Source organism: Mesorhizobium onobrychidis (assembly GCF_024707545.1).
GTDB classification, from domain to species: Bacteria; Pseudomonadota; Alphaproteobacteria; order Rhizobiales; family Rhizobiaceae; genus Mesorhizobium; species Mesorhizobium onobrychidis.
On record NZ_CP062229.1, the window covers coordinates 4,206,670 to 4,226,908 of the forward strand.

A 20,239-nucleotide genomic window follows, 5' to 3' on the forward strand; every position below is an offset into this window, starting at 1 on the left:
GGGCCAGGACCTAATGTTGCACTGCGAAACCCACCTTTCAATGCCAATCTTCTTGGGCCAGTTTTGCTAATCGATTTGATCCGCGACGCGCGCCAGGCTTTCCTCACGGCCAAGCACGGCAAGCACGTCAAACACGCCGGGCGAGGTGCTTTTGCCGGTGAGCGCGGCGCGCAAAGGTTGGGCCACAGCGCCGAGCTTATGGCCGCCGGCCACCGCATATTCCCGGATCGCAGCCTCCGCCGCTTCGGCCGCCCAATCGCCTGTAATCGCCTCCAGCGCCGCGTGGGCGCCCCGCAGGATCTCGCGCGCTTCACCGCCGAGCAATCCAGCCGCCTTCTCGTCGATCGGCAGCGGCCGCTCGGCAAACAGGAAGGCGGCACCGTCGGCCAGTCCGACCAACGTCTTGGCGCGCTCCTTTAAGCCTGGCAGCGCGGCGAGCAACTGTGCCTTGCGCGTGTCGTCGAGGCGCGCTGCGATCGCCGGGCCGCCTTCGAGATAGGGCAAGGTGTTGATGAAGATATCGAGCAATTCGGCGTCGTTCATGCGGCGCATATGCACGCCGTTCAGCGCCTCGAGCTTGGCGAAGTCGAAGCGGGCGGCCCCCTTGTTGACGTCGCCGATGTCGAACCAGGCAATCATGTCGGCGATCGACATGACCTCGTCGTCGCCGTGGCTCCAGCCGAGCCGCGCCAGGTAGTTGAGCAGTGCCTCAGGCAGGTACCCCATGGCACGATAGGCTTCGACGCCGAGGGCGCCGTGCCGCTTCGACAGCTTGGCGCCGTCGGCGCCATGGATCAGCGGGATATGCGACATCGACGGCACGTCCCAGCCCATGGCTCGATAGATCACCATCTGGCGGGCGGCATTGGTCAGATGATCATCGCCGCGGATGATGTGGGTGATGCCCATGTCGTGGTCGTCGACGACGACGGCATGCATATAGGTCGGATTGCCGTCCGAGCGCAGGATGATGAAATCGTCGAGATCCTTGTTGGGGAAGCGGACTTCGCCCTGCACGAGATCATGCACCACCGTCTCGCCGTCGGCCGGCGCCTTGATGCGGATCGCGCCCTTGGCGCCGGCCGGCGCCTCCGACGGGTCGCGGTCGCGCCAGCGGCCGTCATAGCGGGGAGGCAAGCCCTTGGCCCGCGCGCTCTCGCGCATCGCTTCCAGTTCAGCCGGCGTCGCATAGCAGTAATAGGCCTTGCCCATGCGCACCAACTCCTCGGCGACCGCGCGGTGGCGCGGCGCGCGCTCGAACTGCGATACCGGCTCGCCGTCCCAGGTGAGGCCGAGCCAGGCGAGCCCGTCGAGGATGGCGGCGGTTGCCGCATCGGTCGAACGCTCACGATCGGTGTCCTCGATGCGCAGCAGCATCGTGCCGCCGGTGTGTTTCGCATACAGCCAGTTGAACAGCGCCGTGCGCGCCCCGCCAATATGCAGGAAGCCGGTGGGCGAGGGGGCAAAACGGGTGACGACCTTGTCGGACATGGAACTCTCAGGCAAGCGCAGGAAACGGATGTGATTGCACGGACTTTCGCGCGTCGCGCGTTCATGTAGCATAGGAGGTCAAGGGCGCAAGGGGCAGACCCGATGGCTGGACCAGGCCGCGGCGCGGACGAGAGCGAGGGCGCGACCACAAGCGTCAGCGAACGATCGCTGTTTGCCGACGTTCCCCACGCCGAGCCGCTACCCGTTTCGCTGCCTGCGTCGCACCCGGGCATTCAGCCTCTTTCGCCGGACCGCGCCGCGCCAACACCGGCTCCAACACCCGGGCCTGTCATTCGTTTCTATCTACAGCTCAGCCATCTTTCACCATCCGGTATCCGCAACAGCGTGGCCTCGGCAGCCGGCTTGGAACTAGACCGCGGCGTCGCCTTCCTGCTGGTGCCGGTTTTTCTGGCATGCGGGGTGATCGTCTATTTTTCGCTTGCCGTCGAACCGGACTTTCCGCAACCCATTGCCGTCGTGGTCCTCACGGCATTGTGTGCGGCGGTGACGCGCTCATGGCGCAAAACGCATTTGTGCTTCATGGCAGCGTTGCTGTGTGCACTCGGTGTACTCGCCGCCAAGGTTGAAACCTGGCGCGTGGGAACGCAGATGCTCGGTTCGGAAATCCAGACCCAGCTCACCGGCCGTGTCGTTAGGCTCGATCAGATGGCGAACGGCCGGATCAGGCTGACCATCGACGTGATGTCGACCGCCCGGCCGACACTGCGTTATGCGCCGGAACGTGTCAGGGTTTCGGCACGCAAAATTCCCGCTGAGATGACCTCAGGCTCGGTGGCAACCGGCTATGTGAGGCTTCTGCCTCCGACTGGCCCGGTTAGGCCGGACAGTTATGACTTCTCCTTTGACAGCTATTTCGCCGGTATCGGTGCCAGTGGCTTTTTCCTCGGCAATCCGAAGATCGTCGTTTCCGAAGATGCACCGTTCGCCGCGCGGCTTTCTTCCTCGATCGAAAAGGCGCGCGAAACCATCGCCGACCATATCAGGGACAGCATCGGTGGCGCCGAGGGGGAGATTGCCGCCGCGCTGATCGTCGGCGTGCGTGCCGGCATTCCCGAAGAGATAAACGAATCGATGCGGCGCACCGGCATCTACCACATCATCTCGATTTCCGGCCTGCACATGGCCCTTGTCGCCGGCACCATCATGGGATTGCTGCGCGGCGCCTTTGCGCTGCTTCCCGATTTTTCGTCGCGCCGGCCGGTCAAAAAATATGCGGCTGCTGCCGCACTCGTTTCCATCGCTGCCTATCTGATCTTTTCCGGTATCGTGGTCGCGGCTGAACGCAGCTTCATCATGCTGGCGGTAATGCTTGTCGCCGTGCTGTTCGACCGGGCGGCACTCACCATGCGCAATCTGACGATTTCAGCCATCGCTGTCATCGTCGTGTCGCCGCACGAGGTGGTCGGCCCAAGCTTCCAGATGTCCTTCGCCGCGACCGCTGCTCTCGTGGGCGCCTATGCCGGCTGGTCCGACTATCGTGCCGACAAGGCCACGACGCCGCCACAGCGACGGTCACCGATCGCTTTCGTCACGCGAAAACTCGCCGCTGGTACAGGTACCATCGCAATGACCTCCATCATTGCCGGCAGCGCCACCGCGCTCTTCGCCATCTGGCACTTCCAGCGCGTCTCGCCGCTCAGCCTGTTCGCCAATCTGGCCGTCATGCCGATCGTCACGGTCGTCATGTTCCTGGCCGTCGTCAGCGCCTTGGCAATGCCTTTCGGCTTCGACGGCCCTTTCCTATACATGATGGGCAAGGGGCTGACGGCCATGATTGCAATATCGGGATGGATCTCCGAGCGGTCGCCGGTCGATGCAGTCGGGCTGATCTCGTTGCAGTCGGTTCTGCTGGTGGCGGTCGCCCTGGTCATCGCCACGATGGCGACGACATGGTTGCGGCTTGCGGCACTTCCCTTTGCGCTCGCCGGCTTGCTGACGATTTCCGAGACGCGCACCCCCGACGTGCTGATTTCGGAAGATGCGCATCTGGTGGCGCTGCCGATCGGCGGCGGCGAACTTGCCGTCAACCGGGTGCGGTCGAACGAATTCACCACCGACAACTGGAAACATGCGCTGGTTTCAGCGACCATTGTCGAGCCGGAGACATTCGAAAAAGGAGACGTGCGGTTCGACATCGCCGACCCGGCCGACCTGCCGCCGGGAGCGCCCTTCTACTGCACTGCCGGCCTGTGCCTCGCCCGGCACCCGTCCGGCGCGATCATCGCGCTCGCCGACGACCGCAAAACCGCACGGCCAGCCTGTGCCTTTGCGGATTTGATCGTCATCGACGATGCCACAGCCTATTACAATCCCTGCCGCAATCCGCTGGTTCTCGTCGTCACAAAACGGCAGCTCGCTCGCATGGGCAGTGCCGCCGTCTTCTTCGATCCGCTATCGGCGACGACGCGCGCAGAAATCCATTTTGCCGTCAGACAGCCATATAGGCCTTGGCATGAGCAGCGGAGATTTTCGCGCGAGGCAAGGGGCCTGCCGCCATACCGCAGGGCCGAGAAACCCAAAAAGCCTGCCGTTCAGTAACGCCGGATCAGTCCAACGAGCTTGCCTTGCACCTTGACCCGGTCCGGCCCGAAGATGCGCGTCTCGTAGGCCGGATTGGCGGCTTCCAGTGCGATCGAGGCACCTTTGCGGCGGAACCGCTTCAGCGTCGCTTCCTCCTCGTCGACCAAGGCGACGATGATCTCGCCAGGCTGGGCGGTGTCGGCGTTGCGGATGATAACCGTGTCGCCGTCGAAAATGCCGGCCTCGATCATCGAATCACCCTTGACCTCCAGCGCGTAGTGCGTGCCGCCGGTGATCATGTCCGGTGGCACCGAGATCGAATGCGTCTGGTGCTGGATGGCGTCGATCGGCACACCGGCAGCAATGCGGCCCATCACCGGGATCGAGACGGTGGCAACGACGTCATCGTCGTTGCCGGCCGCAGGCATGCGTGAAGGCGCCGGCTTGATCTGTCGTCCGAGGCTGCCCTGCCCAAGGCTGCCCTGAATGACGCTTGGCGAGAATTTGCGCGCCGCATTGAGGCCGGGCGCGATCGAATCGGGCAGGCGCAGCACCTCCAGCGCGCGGGCGCGGTTGGGCAGGCGGCGAATGAAACCGCGCTCCTCCAGTGCCGTGATCAGCCGATGGATCCCCGACTTCGAGGCGAGGTCGAGCGCTTCCTTCATCTCGTCGAACGAGGGCGGAATGCCGCTTTCCTTCAGCCGCTCGTGGATGAACATCAGCAGTTCATGTTGTTTGCGTGTCAGCATCGCGACCCCCAACAGAATCAGAAAAACAAACCCAGAACAAACACTATCTGTTCCAGTTGTGTTCCGCAACCGTTTAAAGTTTAATGAATGTGTTGACGTTTTGTTCAGCGTAGCATCAGCACGCTGCACGCGGCGCCCGTCGCGGCTGGGGGAGCGAATGGCTCGCGCACGATCAGCCCGTTGGCGTCGGCCAGCATTTTGAGCATCGAGGAATCCTGGATGCCGAACGGGGTCGCCAGCAGCGTGCCGGCTTCTTCGCTCACCACGGCGCGTGCATAGTCCTGCCTGAGATCGTTGGCCGGCATGGCGGCGCCGAGCCGCGCCTGACGCATGTCCTGCCGGAAGGCGCGGCCGCCGAGCCGCGCAAGCAGCGGCTTCAGAAAGAGCTGCGTGCAGACCAGGCTCGCCACCGGATTGCCAGGCAGGCCGATGCAGCGGATGTCGCCCAGCCGCCCGAACATCAGCGGCTTGCCGGGCCGCATGGCGATTTTCCAGAAATCGAGCGTCATGCCTTCACCGGTCAGCACGTCATGGACCAGGTCATGGTCGCCGACCGAGGCGCCGCCCAGCGTGACGATGACGTCGGCGCCTGCGTCGACCGCTTGTTTCACCAGCGTGGCGATCGCCTCCTTGCGGTCGGGGGCGATGCCGAGATCGAGCGCGCTGGCGCCGACCGAGCGGGCCGCGGCGGCGACGCCATAGGCATTGGACGAGATGATCTGGTCGGGGCCAAGGTCGCTGCCCGGCGGCAGCAATTCATCGCCGGTGGCGATGATGGCGACCAGCGGCCGTTTCACCACGCTGACCTGCGGGTGGTTGGCCGACGCCGCCAGCGACAATGCCGCCGGATCAAGCGGGCGGCCTTTCTCCAGCAGGACGTCGCCCTTCGAGAAATCGAGCCCGAGGCGGCGGATGTTGCGGCCTTCAACCGTCGACGCGGTCACTTCGACGCTGCCGCCGCCGCGGTCGCGGACATTCTCCTGGATGACGATGGTGTCGGCGCCTGCAGGAAGCGGCGCGCCGGTGAAGATGCGCACGGCCTGCGCCGGGCCGACTGTTCCGGCAAAGCCGCGTCCGGCCGGCGCCATGCCGATCACCGAAAGTCTTGCGGGCACGGACGCGACGTCCTCGGCCCGCACGGCATAGCCGTCCATGGCGGACGCGTTGAACGGCGGCTGGGTGTGGAGCGCCAGAAGCGGCTCCGCCAGCACGCGGTCGGCGGCGTCCATCAGGGCGACGCATTCAGCGTGCAAGGGCGCAGCATCCTCAAGCAGGCGCTCGAGCGCCTCGGCGACCGGAAGCAGTGCCATTATTGGCCTGCCCCCTTGGCGTCCGCCTTGTAGTCGCCGGATTTGCCGCCGGTCTTTTCCACCAGCCTGATGCCCGAGATCACCATGGCGCGGTCGACCGCCTTGGCCATGTCATAGATGGTCAGGCAGGCGACCGAGACGGCGGTCAGCGCTTCCATCTCGACGCCGGTCTTACCTGTGACGCGGGCCAGCGCCGTGACCTTCAGGCCTGGCAGCGTCGCGTCCGGTTCGATGTCAACGGATACCTTGGTCAACAGCAGCGGATGGCAGAGCGGGATCAGCTCATGCGTCCTCTTGGCCGCCATGATGCCGGCGATGCGCGCCGTGCCCAGCACGTCGCCCTTCTTGGCATCGCCGTCGAGAATCATCTTCAGCGTTTCGGGCCGCATCGCGACAAGACCTTCGGCGATTGCCGTGCGCGTCGTCTCCGCCTTGTCGCCGACATCGACCATATTGGCTTCGCCTTTCGCGCCAAGATGGGTGAGGGCGGCCGTCATCGTCAGGTCACCTTAGAGCGACGTGCGTCTGTCTGGACGCGCAAAGTACGCTTTAACACTTTGAATCTATGCATCGTGCTCTCCGAAAATCGATTCCGATTTTCGGGCCGATGCAATGGCGGGCGCCTTGCCCGTCAAAAGCAGGCGCGTCGCAGTGGCCACATTCTGTTGCCGCATCAGGCTCTCGCCGACGAGGAACGTACCGATGTCGCTCCGTTCCAGCCTGCGGCAGTCTTCGTGCGAGAAAATACCGCTCTCGCTGACCAGCAGCCGGTCTGCCGGCATCATCGTCGCGAGCCGCTCCGAGGTCTCGATGCTGGTTTCGAACGTCCGGAGATTGCGGTTGTTGATGCCGATCAGCCGCGATGACAGTTTCAGCGCGCGTTCCGTCTCGGCCTCGTCATGCACTTCGACCAGCGCGTCCATGCCGAGTTCGAACGCCGTCGTTTCGAGTTCGCTGGCCACGGCGTCATCGACGCTCGCCATGATGATCAGGATGGCGTCAGCGCCCCACGCGCGGGCTTCGAACACCTGATAAGGCTCGAACAGAAAATCCTTGCGCAAGGCGGGCAATGTCACGGCGTTGCGCGCATCGGTGAGGAATTCAGGCGCACCCTGGAAGGACGGCGCGTCGGTCAGCACCGAAAGGCAGGCGGCGCCACCTTTCGCATAGGCCCTGGCCAGTGCCGGCGGATCGAAATCGGCGCGGATCAGGCCCTTGGACGGGCTCGCCTTCTTGATCTCGGCGATCAGCGCGAAGCTGCCGGATTTGCGCCTGGCTTCAAGAGCCGAGAGAAAGCCGCGCGGTGCATCGGTGTCCTTCGCCCGCGCCTTGATCTCGGCAAGCGGCACGCGCGCCTTCGCCGCGGCGATCTCGTCGCGCTTGTAGGCTTCAATCTTGCGCAGGATATCAGACACGGCTCTATCCGTTCGAAATCTCGACCAGCCGGTCGAGCACTTTCAGCGCCCGGCCGCTGTCGATGGCTTGCGCCGCCGTCGCCATGCCGTCGGCAAGCGTCGTCGTCTTGCCCGCCACCACCAGCCCGGCGCCGGCGTTCATCAGCACCGTATCACGAAAGGCGCCGGCAGCGCCGCCCAGCATGTCGCGCAGCGCCTGGGCGTTGTAGGCGGCATCGCCGCCGCGCAACTCGTCCTTGGTGTGCCGCTTCAGCCCAACCGCTTCCGGTGTCAGCGTAAAGGTGCGGATCTCGCCGCCGACCAGTTCGGCCACTTGGGTTTCACCGGTGGTGGTGATCTCGTCATAGCCGTCGCCATGGGCGACCCAGGCGTGGTCGGCGCCCAGTGCCTTCAGCGTCTCGGCCACCGGCATGATCCATTCCGGCAAGAAGACGCCAACCATCTGCCTGACGACACCAGCCGGATTGGAGAGCGGGCCAAGCAGGTTGAAGATGGTGCGGGTGCCGAGCTCGACGCGGATCGGGCCGACATGCTTCATCGCCGGATGATGCGCCGGCGCGAACATGAAGCCGACGCCTGCATCGTGGATGCAGTGGCCGATCGTTTCCGGCGGGATATCGATCTTGACGCCGAGCGCGGTCAGCACGTCGGCGGCGCCGGTCTGCGAGGACAGTCCGCGATTGCCGTGCTTGGCCACTGGCACGCCGCAGGCGGCGATGACGAAGGCGGATGCGGTCGAGATGTTGACGCTGTGCGAATTGTCGCCGCCGGTGCCGACGATGTCGATCGCGCCAGCGGGCGCGTCGACGCGCAGCATCTTGGCGCGCATGGTGGCGACGGCGCCGGAAATCTCGCTCACCGTCTCGCCGCGCACGCGCAGCGCCATCAGGAAGCCGCCGATCTGGCCGGGCGTAGCGTCGCCCGACATGATGATGTCGAAGGCCTCGCGCGCCTCGTCGAAGGAAAGGGAATTGCCGGCGGCGACCTTGGCGATATGGGTCTTGAGCGCGCTCATCTGGTCAGGGCTTGGGCAACGGCGGTCTGGTCGATCCGAACGTCGTATTGCGTCTGCAGCTGCGCCACCAGCTGGTCGAGCAGGTCGTCGGACATGCCGGAGGTGAAGGATTTCTGCGCCTCGTCCGGCACCGAGCTGGCGTCGGCTCCGGCAGGCTCGAAGACTTCGGCGATCTTGAACAGGATCTGTCCGTCGCCGGTGGGCGAGGGGATCAATCCGGTCCCGCCTTGGCCCTCGCCGAACATCGCAGCCGCCCCTTCCTTGCCGAAATCGACGTCGTCCGCCTCGCGCTTGACGCCGCGCTTGGTCTGCTTCTCGAGCTTGAGCTCGCTCGCGATCACATCGAGCGTGGCGCCGGCATCGAGACGCTTTTCGAGTTCGCCCGCTTTTGCGGTGAGCCGCTTGGTCGTTTCCGCAGCCGTCCAGTCGGCCACCACCTTCTGGCGGACTTCATCCAGCGTGCGGTCGCGGGCCGGCGTGATCGACTCCACCTGGTAGAACACGAAGCCGTTGTCGGCGGTGGTGAGGTCGGGATTCTCGGTGTCGGGTTCGGCGTCGAACACCGCCTTGATGAGCTCCGGCGATTCCGGCAGGTCCTTGACGATGGTGCCGTCCGGCCTCAGGCCGGTGCGATTGATCGCGTCGATGGTGACGACCTTCAGCTTGAGTTTTTCGGCCGCTTCCTTGAGCGTGCTGCCCGAAGCGCGGATATCTTCGTAATTGTCATGCACGTCCAACAGAATGCGGCTTGCCTCGCCCAGCGCCAGATCCCTGCGGATATCGGCGGACACTTCGGCCAGCGGCTTCACCACTTCGGGCTTGATGTCGGTGACGCGCAGCAGCACCGGACCGAAGGCGCCCTGAACGACCGGACTGACTTCGTTGACATTGAGCGCAAACGCCGCATCCGCCACCGCCTTGTCGGCGATCTTGTCCTTGGACAGCGTGCCGAGCAGCGTGTCGGCTTGCGTCTTGCCCTCGGCGGCGACGATCTTGTCGAAGGTCGCTCCGGTCTTGAGTGAATCGAGCGCGGCCTTCGCGGCATCAGGCGTCTTGAACACGAGCTGTTCTATGGTGCGCGTTTCCGGCGTGGTGTAGCGCCCCTTGTTCTTGTTGTAGTCGTCGCTGACCTGTTGGTCGGTCACGGCGCTCAGATCCATGATGTCTTGCGGCTCGAGCCTGACATAGGAGAATTTGCGGTATTCGGGCGCCGCATAGGTCTTTTTGTTTTCCTCGAAATAAGCTGAAAGCGCAGTGTCGGATGGCGCTTCAATCGGCTCGACCAGCGATTTCGGCAAGGTCAGATAGTCAATGGTGCGGTCTTCGCCACGATAAAGCGCGACTGCCTTCAAGAAAGTATCCGGGGCCTTGAGGCCGTCCGAAACCGCCTCGACGATCTGCTGGCGCACAGCCACCTGGGCGCGATTCCTCAGATAGTCTTCCGGTCGCATGCCGACCTGTTGCAGTATGTATTCGAAAGTCCTTCTGTCGAAGGTGCCGCCGGGACCCTTGAAGGCCGGGTCTTCATGCGCGAGTTGGGCCAGCCGGTCCTTGGACAGCCCCAGCCCGAGCTTGCGGGCCTGCTCATCGAGGACGGCGCCCGACACGAGTTGCGCCAGCACCTGGTTGTCGAGGCCGAGCGCCGTCGCCTGCTCGCGGCTGATGCGCTGGCCGAATTGCTGCGACATCACGCTGATCTGGCGATCATAGGCGAGGCGATACTCGTTGATCGACACTTTGGTGCCTCCGGCCGTGACAACTGCGTCGTGGCCTGCAAAGCCACCGACCATCTGCCCGGAAATGCCCCAGACGGCGAAGCTCAACACCAACAATATCAGCAGCGCCTTCGCGACCCAGGTCCCCGCCGCGCTTCTCAAGATACTAAGCATGGTCACTTCCGATTTTTGCGCATTTTCGCATGCGCCGAGTCTGAAACAAGCGCAATAGCGTCCTTCCGGCCCACTGTCGATTGCTTTGTGGGCTGAGTTTGGTAGTGAGGACGCAGCCGAATATCGCCCGGAGAAACAAATCCCATGACGCCAGGAATCCGCCCGCTGGTCGCAGGCAACTGGAAAATGAACGGCACTAGCGCCTCGCTCAACGAACTCAGGATGATCGGCAACGGCTTTATGAGCGGGCTCGATGCGGAAACCGAAGCGCTGGTCTGCGTTCCGGCGACGCTGCTGGCGCATGCCGCAGAGATTTTGTCGCGCACGCCGGTCCGGGCCGGGGGCGAGGATTGCCACACCAAGGAGAGCGGCGCCCATACCGGCTGTATTTCGGCCGAGATGCTGAAAGATGCGGGCGCCAGCCACGTCATCGTCGGCCATTCCGAACGCCGCGCCGATCACAATGAGGACGACGCCATTGTACAGGCCAAGGCGTCCGCCGCGTGGCGCGCCGGACTGGTAGCCATCATCTGCATCGGTGAGACGAGAGCCGAACGCGAGGCAGGCGCGACGCTCGACGTGCTGTCGCGCCAGGTCGCCGGCTCGGTGCCGCCCGACGCCACGGCGTCGAATACCGTCATCGCCTACGAGCCGGTATGGGCGATCGGCACGGGACTGACGCCGACCGCCGCCGACGTTGCTGAGGCGCATGCGCATATTCGCGAAAAACTGTCGGAAAAGCTTGGCAGCGCCGCGGCGAAGATGCGCATCCTCTATGGCGGCTCGGTCAAGCCGTCGAACGCGGTGGAACTGCTCGGCGTGAAAAATGTCGATGGCGCGCTGGTCGGCGGCGCCAGTCTGAAGGCGGCGGACTTTCTCGGCATCGCCGAAGCCTATCGAAATATCTCGTAGCATCGAAAGGCTGTCGGGCACTTCGGATAGGCTGTGCCGCAGCGGAAATCGTTGCAAAGGGCGCATCGCTTCCCATATTCCGGCCACGGGCTTGGAAATGCCGTCAAAGCATTGTATTGAGCCGCCTCCAAATCACCGGCCGTATCCGCGGCCGCGCAAGGCTTTGCCAGGGTAAACTATGGAAACCGTACTGATCGTCGTCCACCTCATGGTCGTGCTCGCTCTTGTCGGCGTGGTGCTGCTGCAGCGCTCCGAAGGCGGCGGCCTCGGCATCGGCGGCGGATCGGGCTTCATGACCGCGCGCGGCGCGGCCAACGCGCTGACGCGGGCGACGGCGATCCTGGCGGTGGCTTTCTTCGCCACCTCGCTGACATTGTCGATCGTCGCCCGTTACGGCGAAAAGCCGATCGACATTCTCGATCGTGTGCCTGCGACGAACGGTGCGGGCGGCGTGCTCAACCAGTTGCCTGGCACCACGGCGCCGAAACCACCTTCCGGCAATACGGCGCCAACGCCGCCTACCGGCAATACGGCGCCAACGCCGCCTTCCGGAAATGACGCCGCAGCCCCGGCGCCGGCTGCGCCGCCCGCGGCGGATTCGACCACGCCGCCGGCCACAAACGGCGTCACCCTGCCAGTAACGCCGCAGGTTCCAAACCAGTAATCAGCAGACGTTCGGCGCCGCGATCTGTTGTTGTTTGAACACAGTCGCGGCAAATGCCGCACGATCGCGAGGATTCGACCGGGCACGGCACGACAGGGCGCTTGAGGCGTCTCCGATTAATCGACTATAGATTGCGCGCGGCACTTTCGGGGTCCTTGGGGAACGCCGGGCGACGCCGTGGGCAACAAGCATTGAACGATCGGATCTTCGCCATGCAGCTTCGCAGCTTCATTTTAGCCGGCCTTTGTGCCGTGCTCAGCCTTGGTGCGCCCGCTTACGCGGCCATGCCGGCGGGTAATTCGGCCTCTAAAACCGCAGTAACAACTGACGTCGTCAACGTCGCCGCCAAAAGCGATACGGCGCAACTTAGGCTCCTCAAGAAGAAGAAAAACCCGACCGCGGACGATCTTGCCCAGATCAGCAAGATCGAAGCCAAGATCGCGGCCGGCAAGGACGCCGCTCGAGCCAAGGCGCTCGAGGCCAGGAAGCTGGCGATGCGCGAGGCGGCCAAAGCCAAGGCCGACGCGGAACGGCAAGTGTTTCTTGCCAAGAAGGGCCTTGCCAAGAAGGATACGTCCGCTGCCCGGCTGGCTAAGAAGACGACCGTCAAGATCATCGAACCGGTTCAACCCATCGCACCGATCCAGTCGGCCGAGCCAGTTTCCGCCGAGGCCATGAACGTCGCATTGACCGGCAACAACGGGGAATTGCGCAGCGAGCCGGTTGGACAGAAGCCGCAGAGCGTCGGGCTGTTCGCCGGCCTGTTCGGCGGCACGTCCTCGTCGATGTCGCTGCTCCCCGAGACCCGCGCTCTCGATGCCGCACTCACCAGGAAGGAAGCCAAGAAGCAGTTCAAGGTGAAGCCGGAGTTCGTGCCGCAAGAAGTCGAGTTCACCGGCTACAGTCCCGGTACCATCGTCATCGATACTAGTGCGCGCCGCCTCTACCTCGTCGAATCTTCATGGACCGCCCGCCGTTATGCGATTGCGGTCGGTCGTGACGGCCTGCAGTTCAAGGGCACGGTCGCCGTCGGCGACAAGCAGGAGTGGCCGCGCTGGATCCCGACGCTCGAGATGCAGAAGCGCGAGCCGAAGAATTACGGCCGGTACAAAGACGGCATGCCCGGCGGCGGCGAAAATCCGCTCGGCGCGCGCGCCATCTATCTCTACGACGGCAAGAAGGACACACATCTGCGCATTCACGGCACCATCGCGCCGCAGTCGATCGGAACGAGCGCCTCCAACGGCTGCTTCCGCATGATCAACGAGCACGTCATGGACCTTTACCGCCGGGTGAAAGTAGGCACCAAGGTCGTCATCATCTGACGCCTTAACGGGTCATCCCAAAAGGGCCGGTCTCGCCGGCCCTTTTGTTTTGGTTCACGCACCACCAGACGCCTTCTTGGGAAAAAGCCTTCGCGGTGGTTTTTTCTCTGGCGGAATCAATTCGGCCGCGTTAAGCGATGACTCCCATGGCGCGATATGTATTCATAACAGGCGGCGTGGTTTCCTCACTTGGAAAAGGCATCGCTGCAGCGGCCCTTGGGGCTCTCTTGCAGGCGCGAGGCTATCGCGCACGCATCAAAAAGCTCGATCCCTATCTCAACGTCGATCCCGGCACGATGTCGCCCTACCAGCATGGCGAAGTCTTCGTGACCGACGACGGCGCCGAGACCGACCTCGATCTTGGCCACTATGAGCGCTTCACCGGCCGCTCGGCCAACCAGCAGGACAACATCACCACAGGCCGCATCTATAAGAACATCATCGAGCGGGAGCGGCGCGGCGACTATCTTGGCGCCACCGTGCAGGTCATTCCGCACGTCACCGACGAGATCAAGAATTTCATCCTCAACGGCAATGACGACTACGACTTCGTCCTGTGCGAGATCGGCGGTACTGCCGGCGATATCGAGGCGATGCCGTTCCTGGAGGCGATCCGCCAGCTCGGCAACGACCTGCCGCGCAACAACGCCGTCTACGTGCACCTGACGCTTATGCCCTACATTCCAACGGCGGGCGAATTGAAGACCAAGCCGACCCAGCATTCGGTCAAGGAATTGCGCGGCATTGGCATCGCACCCGATATTCTGCTGGTCCGCGCCGACCGCCCCATCCCCAGGGAAGAGCGCCGCAAACTGTCGCTGTTCTGCAATGTCCGCGAGAGCGCGGTCATCCAGGCGCTCGACGTGCCGCACATCTACGACGTGCCGATGGCCTATCACAATGAAGGGCTGGATTCGGAAGTGCTGGCCGCCTTCGGCATCGATCCGGCGCCGAAGCCGCGCATGGAGCCCTGGCAAGCGGTGTCCAACCGCATCCACAATCCGGAAGGCGAGGTGACCATCGCCGTCGTCGGCAAGTATACCGGCCTCAAGGACGCGTACAAATCGCTGATCGAGGCGCTGTCGCATGGCGGCCTCGCCAACCACGTCAAGGTCAAGCTCGACTGGATCGAGAGCGAGATATTCGAAAAGGAAGATCCGGCGCCTTGGCTGGAAAAGGTCCACGGCATTCTGGTCCCCGGCGGTTTTGGCGAGCGCGGCGCGGAAGGCAAGATCCTGGCAGCGAAGTTCGCCCGCGAGCGCAAAGTGCCGTATTTCGGCATCTGCTTCGGCATGCAGATGGCCTGCATCGAGGCCGCGCGTTCGCTGGCCGGCGTCGAGCATGCCTCGTCGACCGAGTTCGGCCCGACCGAGGAACCGGTCGTCGGCCTGATGACCGAATGGCTGAAAGGCAACATGCTGGAGAAGCGCAGGGAAACCGGCGACCTCGGCGGCACGATGCGGCTCGGCGCCTATCAGGCGGACCTCGCCAAGGGCTCGAAAATCGCCGACATTTACGGTGACACGCAGATTTCCGAGCGCCACCGCCACCGCTATGAGGTCAATGTCGACTACAAGGAGCGGCTCGAGGATTGCGGCCTGGTCTTTGCCGGCATGTCGCCGGACGGCGTGCTGCCGGAAACGGTCGAATACCCCGACCATCCCTGGTTCATCGGCGTGCAGTATCATCCCGAACTGAAAAGCCGGCCGCTCGATCCGCACCCGCTGTTTGCCAGCTTCATCGAAGCGGCGGTGGAGCAGAGCCGCTTGGTCTAGAACCGACAGGCTACCATGCAAACCTACGTCGCTCTGCTTTACAGCATCGTCCTGGGCGAGGGGCGGCGTGTCGTCATGTCCGATCTCAGGGCCATGACAGAAGGCCTGGGGCTGAACAACCCGCGCACGCTGGTGGCGACCGGCAATCTGGTCTTCGAGACGAAAGAGACAGAAATTGCCGCGCTGGAGCGCCGATTGGAGACGGCGTTCCAAAAGACCTTCGGCCGCCATGTCGACATCATCGTGCGCCGCGCGGAGGACTGGTTGAAGCTTGCGGCCGGCAATCCGTTTCCCGCCGAATCGGCTGCCACCGCGGATCAGGTAGCGGTGCGCGTGATGCGGGAGCCCGTTCCCGCTGAGGCCGTCGCGGCGCTGGAGGCCTATGTCGGCAAGGATGAGCGGATGCAGGCGGTCGGCGGCGACATCTGGATCGCATTTTCCCGCGAGACGCCAAGTTCACGGTTGCTTGCAGCGGCAAGCCATAAACGGCTCGGGGTCGGCACCTCGCGCAACTGGAATACAGTGCGCAGGCTGGCCGAGATGGTCGGTGAATAGGGCTTTCCCTTCTCTCACAAGCAAGGGGAGAAGGGGGAAATTATGTCATGCCTTCGCCGCCCCGGCTCCGGCGGAACTCGCCGTTTTCCCTGTAGAGAGCCTCGACGCGAGGGAACCGGCAACCGATTGATTTGCCGGCTTAGGCCTTATCGGCATTCGATGAAACTCGCGCTTATCGGAGCACAACGGTTCGTCGCACGTTTGTCACGTTTGGTGATTCGATTTCGGTCGAACGATATGAGAGACTTCGTCTTGGCTCGGCCTCTTTTTTAGCGTCGGGCCCTGTTTGCCGGAACCAAGTTTGTCAGCCGTAAGTTTAACAAGGTTCGATCAGGCACGTAGCGATCGACCGGGAGGAAACGATGGATCGCCTGCAATTCTTTACGCCTGTGCGGATTTCGCGCAGGCAGGAAAGCCCTGCCGAAGAAATTTATAGCGTAGCCGAAGCGATGGGGTTCTTGCGCAAATGGCCAACAGGCCGGCGTGGGCCAGTCTACCAGTGCGCGGTGAATTGCTGCTCTGCGGCTCTGGCGGGACGGATGTCGGCAGAGGAAGCAAGGAAGGCTTTTGCCGGCTTCGCCCGCATCACACGCTTGCTCGAAGACGACATGCCACTTCCGATGGCCGGCGAGAATATTGATAGCGTGCATGCGCTGAGGCGATGAACGTTCATATTTGCGCCCTGCCGCGTGGGTCCGATCTACCAAGGCGCGGTGAATTGCTGCTCCGCGGCTTAGCGGGCTCGGCGGCTCACGGGCCTGCTTCGAGGAAAGCCCGAGCAAACCCGGGTTGCGCCGCCTCTATCGTTCCATCGGGCAGCTTCAAAAGCCGGTCGATTGCGATGCCGTAGAGCCGCAGCCGGTCGTCGAGCAGCCGCGCCGCTTCGTCGATATTGCCCTGCTCGGCCTTCAGCAAGGCGCGGTGCATCACATCCCGAAAGATCAGCCGCAGCTGCAAAAACATCTCGGCGAAAGCTTCTGGGTCGGGCACGTCGAAAATGCCTTCCTCGCTCCCTTTCCTAAGCAGATCGGTGATTATCGGCATGGCCAATTCCCTGGCCGCCTGGTCGACCCGATGGAAGAGGGCAAGGTTCTCGGGCCGGAACAGGACGAAAAATGTTTTGCGCAATTGCGGGGCAAGCTCGACGTTCAGCCGTCGCGAGCCGGCAAAGAGCGCATTGAGCCGGCCAAGCCCATCGAGTGACGGATCGTTGAGCACGGGCTGCAATTCGGTGAAACTGTCACGCGCGAGACGTGCGGCGAGCGCCTCCAGCAGGGCCTCTTTCGATGCGAAATAGTGGTAGAACGCGCCCTTCGACAGGCCGGCCTCCCGGATGATGTCGTTTACCGTCGTGTTGTCGTAGCCATGCTCGAAGAAAAGCCGTTGGGCGCAGTCGAGGAGTTCGGCGGATCGTATCTCCGGCGGCTTTATCACTCGGGCCAAAATCGATCCTCGCAAAGTGCAGGTGGAGCAAGAGGAGCACGAACCGTTTCTTTATGCAACTTTTATAGACCGACGGTCGGTCTAGTGCTATGTCTGCCACCGCCTGACGTTCGAATCCGATGATGGAGGGCGAGTTTCTTGCGACGGATACGCTGGACTGTCGGCATCGCTTTTGTCGCGGCGGCTGCTGCTTTCGGCGCTTGGTATCTGTGGCAGCCGGCCAAGGTTTCGGTCGTGACGCCACAACGCGCCGACGCGGCGGAAATCGTTTACGCGAGCGGCTCCGTCGAGCCGCGAACCTGGGCCAAGGTGACTCCCGTGGTCCGCGAGAGGATCGTCGAGCAATGTAATTGCGAGGGGTCGAGGGTTGCACAAGGCGACGTGCTCGCCAAGCTCGACGACAGCGAGGCCCGGGCCGTGCTTGGCGAGCTCGAAGCGCGTCAAGCGCTTGCCCAGGAAGAGCTCCGACGGCTGACCGTGCTTGCCGAAAGGCGTGCGGCGAGCCAGCAGGCGCTCGATCGTGCGCAGAGCGAGCTCGGCCAGATCGAAGCGCTGGTTGCCGGACAGAAAGCGCGACTCGACACCTATGTGTTACGTGCGCCGAGCGCCGGTGTCGTGCTCAGGCAGGACGGCGAGGTGGGTGAGGTCGCCGAGCGCGGCACGGTGTTGTTCTGGGTCGGCGAGCCGAAGCCGCTCCTGGTGGTCGCCGAGGTCAACGAGGAGGACATACCCCGGGTCGAGGTCGGCCAGCGCGCGCTGCTTAAATCCGATGCGTTCCTGCAGCAAAATCTGGAGGCGGTGGTCGACAGCATCACGCCCAAGGGGGATCCGGTGACGAAGACCTATCGCGTCCGCTTCCGCCTGCCGGACGATACGCCGCTTCGTATCGGCATGTCGACCGACGTGAACATCGTCATCCGCGTTTCGAAAAATGCGTTGTTGATCCCGTCCGTTGCATTGGATGGGAACAACGTGTTCGTTGTCGAAGGCGACAGGGCTTGGCGGCGTGAAATCCGAACCGGCATTCGCGGCACCAATGGCATCGAGGTTCTGTCGGGTGTCGATGAGAAGGCTCGCGTCATCTCGCCCTATCCCGCCGACCTCGCCGATGGAGGGCGCGTAAGCATCACCGCCGCTCAGGAGAGATAAAGCAACGATGCCGCTTATCTTCGACATCGCCCTCACGCACATTGCCGGCCGCGGCCGCCAGACGCTGGTTGCCGTGATCGGCGTTGCGGTCGGTGTCGGATTCTCCATCGCCATGGCAGCGCTGATGCAGGGCGGGCAGGATGATTTCGTCAGACAGCTCGTCGACACTATGCCGCATGTCGACATCACCGACGAGCAGCGCACCGCCCGCCGTCAGCCAGCCGAGGATGCCTTCGCGACGGTCGCGATCTCCGGGCTCAGGCCGCGCGATGATCGCCGCGGCATCATCAATCCGACCGCCGCGACCTCCTGGCTCGAGAGCTGGATCCCCGGCCGGTTCGCGGCAAGCCTCAAAACGCAGGGTGTAATCCGCTATTCCAGCCGCGAAGTGGGCGCGGCGATCATTGGCATCGAACCGGAGCGCGAGTCCGGCGTGTCGCCGATCGTCGGAGACTTCGTCGAAGGCAGTTTTTCGGCACTTGCCGCAGGCGGCAACAACGTGCTCATCGGCGACACGATGGCGAGCCGGCTCGGCGCCGGATTCGGCGACACGATAACGGCGGTTTCCTCCGAAGGGCTGACGCGCAACTTCAAGATCGCTGGTCTGTTCCACACCGGCACCACCGCGCGCGACGAAGGTGAGGCCTATGTGCTTCTGAAGAACGCGCAGATCCTCTCCGCGCGTCCGAACGCTATCAACGAGATCCGCATCAAGCTCAACGATCCCAACCGTGCGCCGGCAGTGGCGCACCGTGCCGAGGCCGAACTGGGCTACAAGGCCGTAGCGTGGCAGGAGGCGAATGAATCGATCCTCGAAGCGCTCGTCGTACGCAACGTCATCATGTACACCGTCGTCGGCGCGATCATGCTGGTGGCTGGCTTCGGCATCTACAACATCATCTCCACCATCACGCACGAGAAGGCGCGCGACATCGCCATCATGAAGTCGCTTGGCTTTCCGGAGTCCGACATGCGTCGGCTCTTTCTGCTGGAAGGCGTGGCGATCGGCGCAGGCGGATCCGTGCTTGGCGGGCTACTCGGCGTCTCCATGACCTATGCACTGTCGCTGGTGCGTTTCGAGATTGCCGCGACCGGCCAGGAGATGACCCGGCTGCCGATCGCTTGGAGCTTGATGCACTACGTCATCGCGTCGGCTTTCGCACTGGGCTCGGCGGCAGTGGCCGGCTACCTGCCGGCGCGCCGTGCGGCGCGCCTGAACCCCGTCGAGATCATCAGAGGCGCGTCATGAGCGCACTCATCGAGACCGAGAAACTGACGCGCGTGTTGCCCGAAACGGTTCCCGTCACGCTGGTCAAGGACATCACGCTCGCGATCAACGAGAGAGAATTCGTCGCCGTCACCGGTCCATCCGGCTCCGGCAAATCCTCATTGCTCTATCTGCTCGGGCTGCTCGACCGACCGACCGCTGGGACGTTAAGAATAGGCGGCCGCGACACCGACCCGATGAATGAAAGGGAGCGCGCGCGGACCAGGCTTTCGATGCTGGGTTTCGTGTTCCAGTTTCATTTTCTGCTGCCGGAGTTCACGGCGCGCGAGAATGTCGAAATCCCAATGCGCAAGCTGGGCCGACTGGCGCGGCCCGAGATGCGTGAACGGGCCGGGGAGCTGCTTTCATCCCTTGGGCTCGGCGAACATCTCGACAAGCGACCCGACCAGCTCTCGGGCGGCCAGCGTCAGCGCGTCGCGGTGGCACGCTCGCTCGCCAACGACCCGCCGCTTATCCTAGCCGACGAGCCGACGGGGAGCCTCGACAGCAAGAGCTCCGAGCAGGTCTTCGCAATCCTGGAGAATCTGGTGCGCGAGCGCGGCAAGACCGTCGTGGCAGTTACGCATGACCTCGACATGGCGGCGCGCATGGATCGGCGCATTCACATCGTGGATGGGAAGATCGGCTGATCAGCTTCTCCGGTGGGCCGAGGCAATGGGGCAGGGCTCGTTGATCCGATCGAGGGTACCTTGGCGCCTTCCCTACGGCGTTTCTCAAA

The 20,239-nt window shown here is 63.5% G+C and carries 18 protein-coding genes; 10 read left to right on the forward strand and 8 right to left on the reverse strand.

The genetic code is table 11. The features are described from left to right. Positions 1-66 precede the first annotated feature (66 nt). Positions 67-1,491 carry a glutamate--tRNA ligase gene (gene gltX, locus IHQ72_RS20885; protein ID WP_258116953.1) on the reverse strand — a complete coding sequence of 475 codons (1,425 nt, stop codon included), beginning with the start codon at positions 1,489-1,491 and terminating at the stop codon, positions 67-69. A 102-nt stretch (positions 1,492-1,593) separates the two neighbouring features. On the opposite strand from gltX, the gene IHQ72_RS20890 reads away from it, so the two are divergent. Beyond that, entirely contained in the window at positions 1,594-4,050 is a 2,457-nt protein-coding gene (locus tag IHQ72_RS20890; protein WP_258116954.1) for a ComEC/Rec2 family competence protein, read from the forward strand. Here the strand turns inward: IHQ72_RS20890 and lexA are convergent. The 6 genes from lexA to IHQ72_RS20920 form a co-directional block, all read right to left on the reverse strand. Then, positions 4,044-4,781: a transcriptional repressor LexA gene (gene lexA, locus IHQ72_RS20895; RefSeq protein WP_258116956.1), complete on the reverse strand. Its 738-nt coding sequence runs from the start codon at positions 4,779-4,781 to the stop codon at positions 4,044-4,046. The two genes, IHQ72_RS20890 and lexA, sit on opposite strands and share 7 nt — an antisense overlap. Positions 4,782-4,885: 104 nt before the next feature. Further along, on the reverse strand, positions 4,886-6,091 hold the full coding sequence (locus IHQ72_RS20900; protein ID WP_258116958.1) for a molybdopterin molybdotransferase MoeA: 1,206 nt from the start codon (positions 6,089-6,091) through the stop codon (positions 4,886-4,888). Continuing rightward, positions 6,091-6,588, reverse strand: coding sequence for a cyclic pyranopterin monophosphate synthase MoaC (gene moaC / locus IHQ72_RS20905; protein WP_258116959.1), 498 nt, complete (start codon positions 6,586-6,588; stop codon positions 6,091-6,093). The genes IHQ72_RS20900 and moaC overlap by 1 nt, the downstream gene beginning before the upstream one ends. Positions 6,589-6,654: 66 nt before the next feature. Continuing rightward, positions 6,655-7,506: an indole-3-glycerol phosphate synthase TrpC gene (gene trpC, locus IHQ72_RS20910; protein ID WP_258116960.1), complete on the reverse strand. Its 852-nt coding sequence runs from the start codon at positions 7,504-7,506 to the stop codon at positions 6,655-6,657. A gap of 4 nt (positions 7,507-7,510) precedes the next feature. Next, the gene (trpD, locus tag IHQ72_RS20915) at positions 7,511-8,521 is read right to left on the reverse strand and encodes an anthranilate phosphoribosyltransferase (protein ID WP_258116962.1); all 1,011 of its coding nucleotides are present in this window, start codon (positions 8,519-8,521) and stop codon (positions 7,511-7,513) included. Next, entirely contained in the window at positions 8,518-10,410 is a 1,893-nt protein-coding gene (locus IHQ72_RS20920) for a SurA N-terminal domain-containing protein (RefSeq protein WP_258116963.1), read from the reverse strand. The genes trpD and IHQ72_RS20920 overlap by 4 nt, the downstream gene beginning before the upstream one ends. A 144-nt stretch (positions 10,411-10,554) precedes the next feature. Here IHQ72_RS20920 and tpiA point away from each other — a divergent pair, with 144 nt between their 5' ends. The 6 genes from tpiA (at position 10,555) to IHQ72_RS20950 (ending at position 16,306) form a co-directional block, all read left to right on the forward strand. After that, entirely contained in the window at positions 10,555-11,322 is a 768-nt protein-coding gene (gene tpiA / locus IHQ72_RS20925) for a triose-phosphate isomerase (RefSeq protein WP_258116964.1), read from the forward strand. Between the two features lie 178 nt (positions 11,323-11,500). Then, positions 11,501-11,986 carry a preprotein translocase subunit SecG gene (gene secG, locus IHQ72_RS20930; RefSeq protein WP_258116965.1) on the forward strand — a complete coding sequence of 162 codons (486 nt, stop codon included), beginning with the start codon at positions 11,501-11,503 and terminating at the stop codon, positions 11,984-11,986. A gap of 212 nt (positions 11,987-12,198) precedes the next feature. Beyond that, entirely contained in the window at positions 12,199-13,311 is a 1,113-nt protein-coding gene (locus IHQ72_RS20935) for a L,D-transpeptidase (protein WP_258123893.1), read from the forward strand. Between the two features lie 137 nt (positions 13,312-13,448). Then, positions 13,449-15,086, forward strand: coding sequence for a CTP synthase (gene pyrG / locus IHQ72_RS20940; RefSeq protein ID WP_309508600.1), 1,638 nt, complete (start codon positions 13,449-13,451; stop codon positions 15,084-15,086). A 15-nt stretch (positions 15,087-15,101) separates the two neighbouring features. Further along, positions 15,102-15,641 carry a DUF1697 domain-containing protein gene (locus IHQ72_RS20945; protein ID WP_258116967.1) on the forward strand — a complete coding sequence of 180 codons (540 nt, stop codon included), beginning with the start codon at positions 15,102-15,104 and terminating at the stop codon, positions 15,639-15,641. Between the two features lie 362 nt (positions 15,642-16,003). Next, positions 16,004-16,306, forward strand: coding sequence for a DUF982 domain-containing protein (locus IHQ72_RS20950; RefSeq protein WP_258116969.1), 303 nt, complete (start codon positions 16,004-16,006; stop codon positions 16,304-16,306). Between the two features lie 85 nt (positions 16,307-16,391). On the opposite strand, the gene IHQ72_RS20955 is transcribed toward IHQ72_RS20950, so the two are convergent. Then, complete coding sequence (locus IHQ72_RS20955; RefSeq protein WP_258123894.1) at positions 16,392-17,075, reverse strand: TetR/AcrR family transcriptional regulator; 684 nt, start codon at positions 17,073-17,075, stop codon at positions 16,392-16,394. Between the two features lie 147 nt (positions 17,076-17,222). Between IHQ72_RS20955 and IHQ72_RS20960 the strand changes: the two genes are divergently transcribed. From IHQ72_RS20960 to IHQ72_RS20970, 3 genes are read left to right on the forward strand one after another with little or no spacing between them, the layout of a single operon-like run. Beyond that, complete coding sequence (locus IHQ72_RS20960) at positions 17,223-18,233, forward strand: efflux RND transporter periplasmic adaptor subunit (RefSeq protein ID WP_258116970.1); 1,011 nt, start codon at positions 17,223-17,225, stop codon at positions 18,231-18,233. 7 nt (positions 18,234-18,240) lie between these two features. Next, a complete protein-coding gene (locus IHQ72_RS20965; RefSeq protein ID WP_258116971.1) occupies positions 18,241-19,482 on the forward strand; it encodes an ABC transporter permease in 1,242 nt (413 codons plus the stop codon). Then, positions 19,479-20,150, forward strand: coding sequence for an ABC transporter ATP-binding protein (locus tag IHQ72_RS20970; RefSeq protein ID WP_258116973.1), 672 nt, complete (start codon positions 19,479-19,481; stop codon positions 20,148-20,150). Before IHQ72_RS20965 ends, IHQ72_RS20970 begins: the two co-directional genes overlap by 4 nt. Positions 20,151-20,239: the final 89 nt, after the last annotated feature.

Excerpts from the sequence above, each read along its gene's own strand:
- secG (WP_258116965.1), top strand. The coding sequence starts at position 11,501 with ATGGAAACCGTACTGATCGTCGTCCACCTCATGGTCGTGCTCGCTCTT.
- lexA (WP_258116956.1), bottom strand. The coding sequence starts at position 4,781 with ATGCTGACACGCAAACAACATGAACTGCTGATGTTCATCCACGAGCGG.
- IHQ72_RS20935 (WP_258123893.1), top strand. The coding sequence starts at position 12,199 with ATGCAGCTTCGCAGCTTCATTTTAGCCGGCCTTTGTGCCGTGCTCAGC.
- IHQ72_RS20890 (WP_258116954.1), top strand. The coding sequence starts at position 1,594 with ATGGCTGGACCAGGCCGCGGCGCGGACGAGAGCGAGGGCGCGACCACA.
- IHQ72_RS20900 (WP_258116958.1), bottom strand. The coding sequence starts at position 6,091 with ATGGCACTGCTTCCGGTCGCCGAGGCGCTCGAGCGCCTGCTTGAGGAT.
- trpD (WP_258116962.1), bottom strand. The coding sequence starts at position 8,521 with ATGAGCGCGCTCAAGACCCATATCGCCAAGGTCGCCGCCGGCAATTCC.
- IHQ72_RS20965 (WP_258116971.1), top strand. The coding sequence starts at position 18,241 with ATGCCGCTTATCTTCGACATCGCCCTCACGCACATTGCCGGCCGCGGC.
- pyrG (WP_309508600.1), top strand. The coding sequence starts at position 13,449 with ATGACTCCCATGGCGCGATATGTATTCATAACAGGCGGCGTGGTTTCC.
- IHQ72_RS20945 (WP_258116967.1), top strand. The coding sequence starts at position 15,102 with ATGCAAACCTACGTCGCTCTGCTTTACAGCATCGTCCTGGGCGAGGGG.
- gltX (WP_258116953.1), bottom strand. The coding sequence starts at position 1,491 with ATGTCCGACAAGGTCGTCACCCGTTTTGCCCCCTCGCCCACCGGCTTC.
- IHQ72_RS20950 (WP_258116969.1), top strand. The coding sequence starts at position 16,004 with ATGGATCGCCTGCAATTCTTTACGCCTGTGCGGATTTCGCGCAGGCAG.
- IHQ72_RS20970 (WP_258116973.1), top strand. The coding sequence starts at position 19,479 with ATGAGCGCACTCATCGAGACCGAGAAACTGACGCGCGTGTTGCCCGAA.
- tpiA (WP_258116964.1), top strand. The coding sequence starts at position 10,555 with ATGACGCCAGGAATCCGCCCGCTGGTCGCAGGCAACTGGAAAATGAAC.
- IHQ72_RS20920 (WP_258116963.1), bottom strand. The coding sequence starts at position 10,410 with ATGCTTAGTATCTTGAGAAGCGCGGCGGGGACCTGGGTCGCGAAGGCG.
- moaC (WP_258116959.1), bottom strand. The coding sequence starts at position 6,588 with ATGACGGCCGCCCTCACCCATCTTGGCGCGAAAGGCGAAGCCAATATG.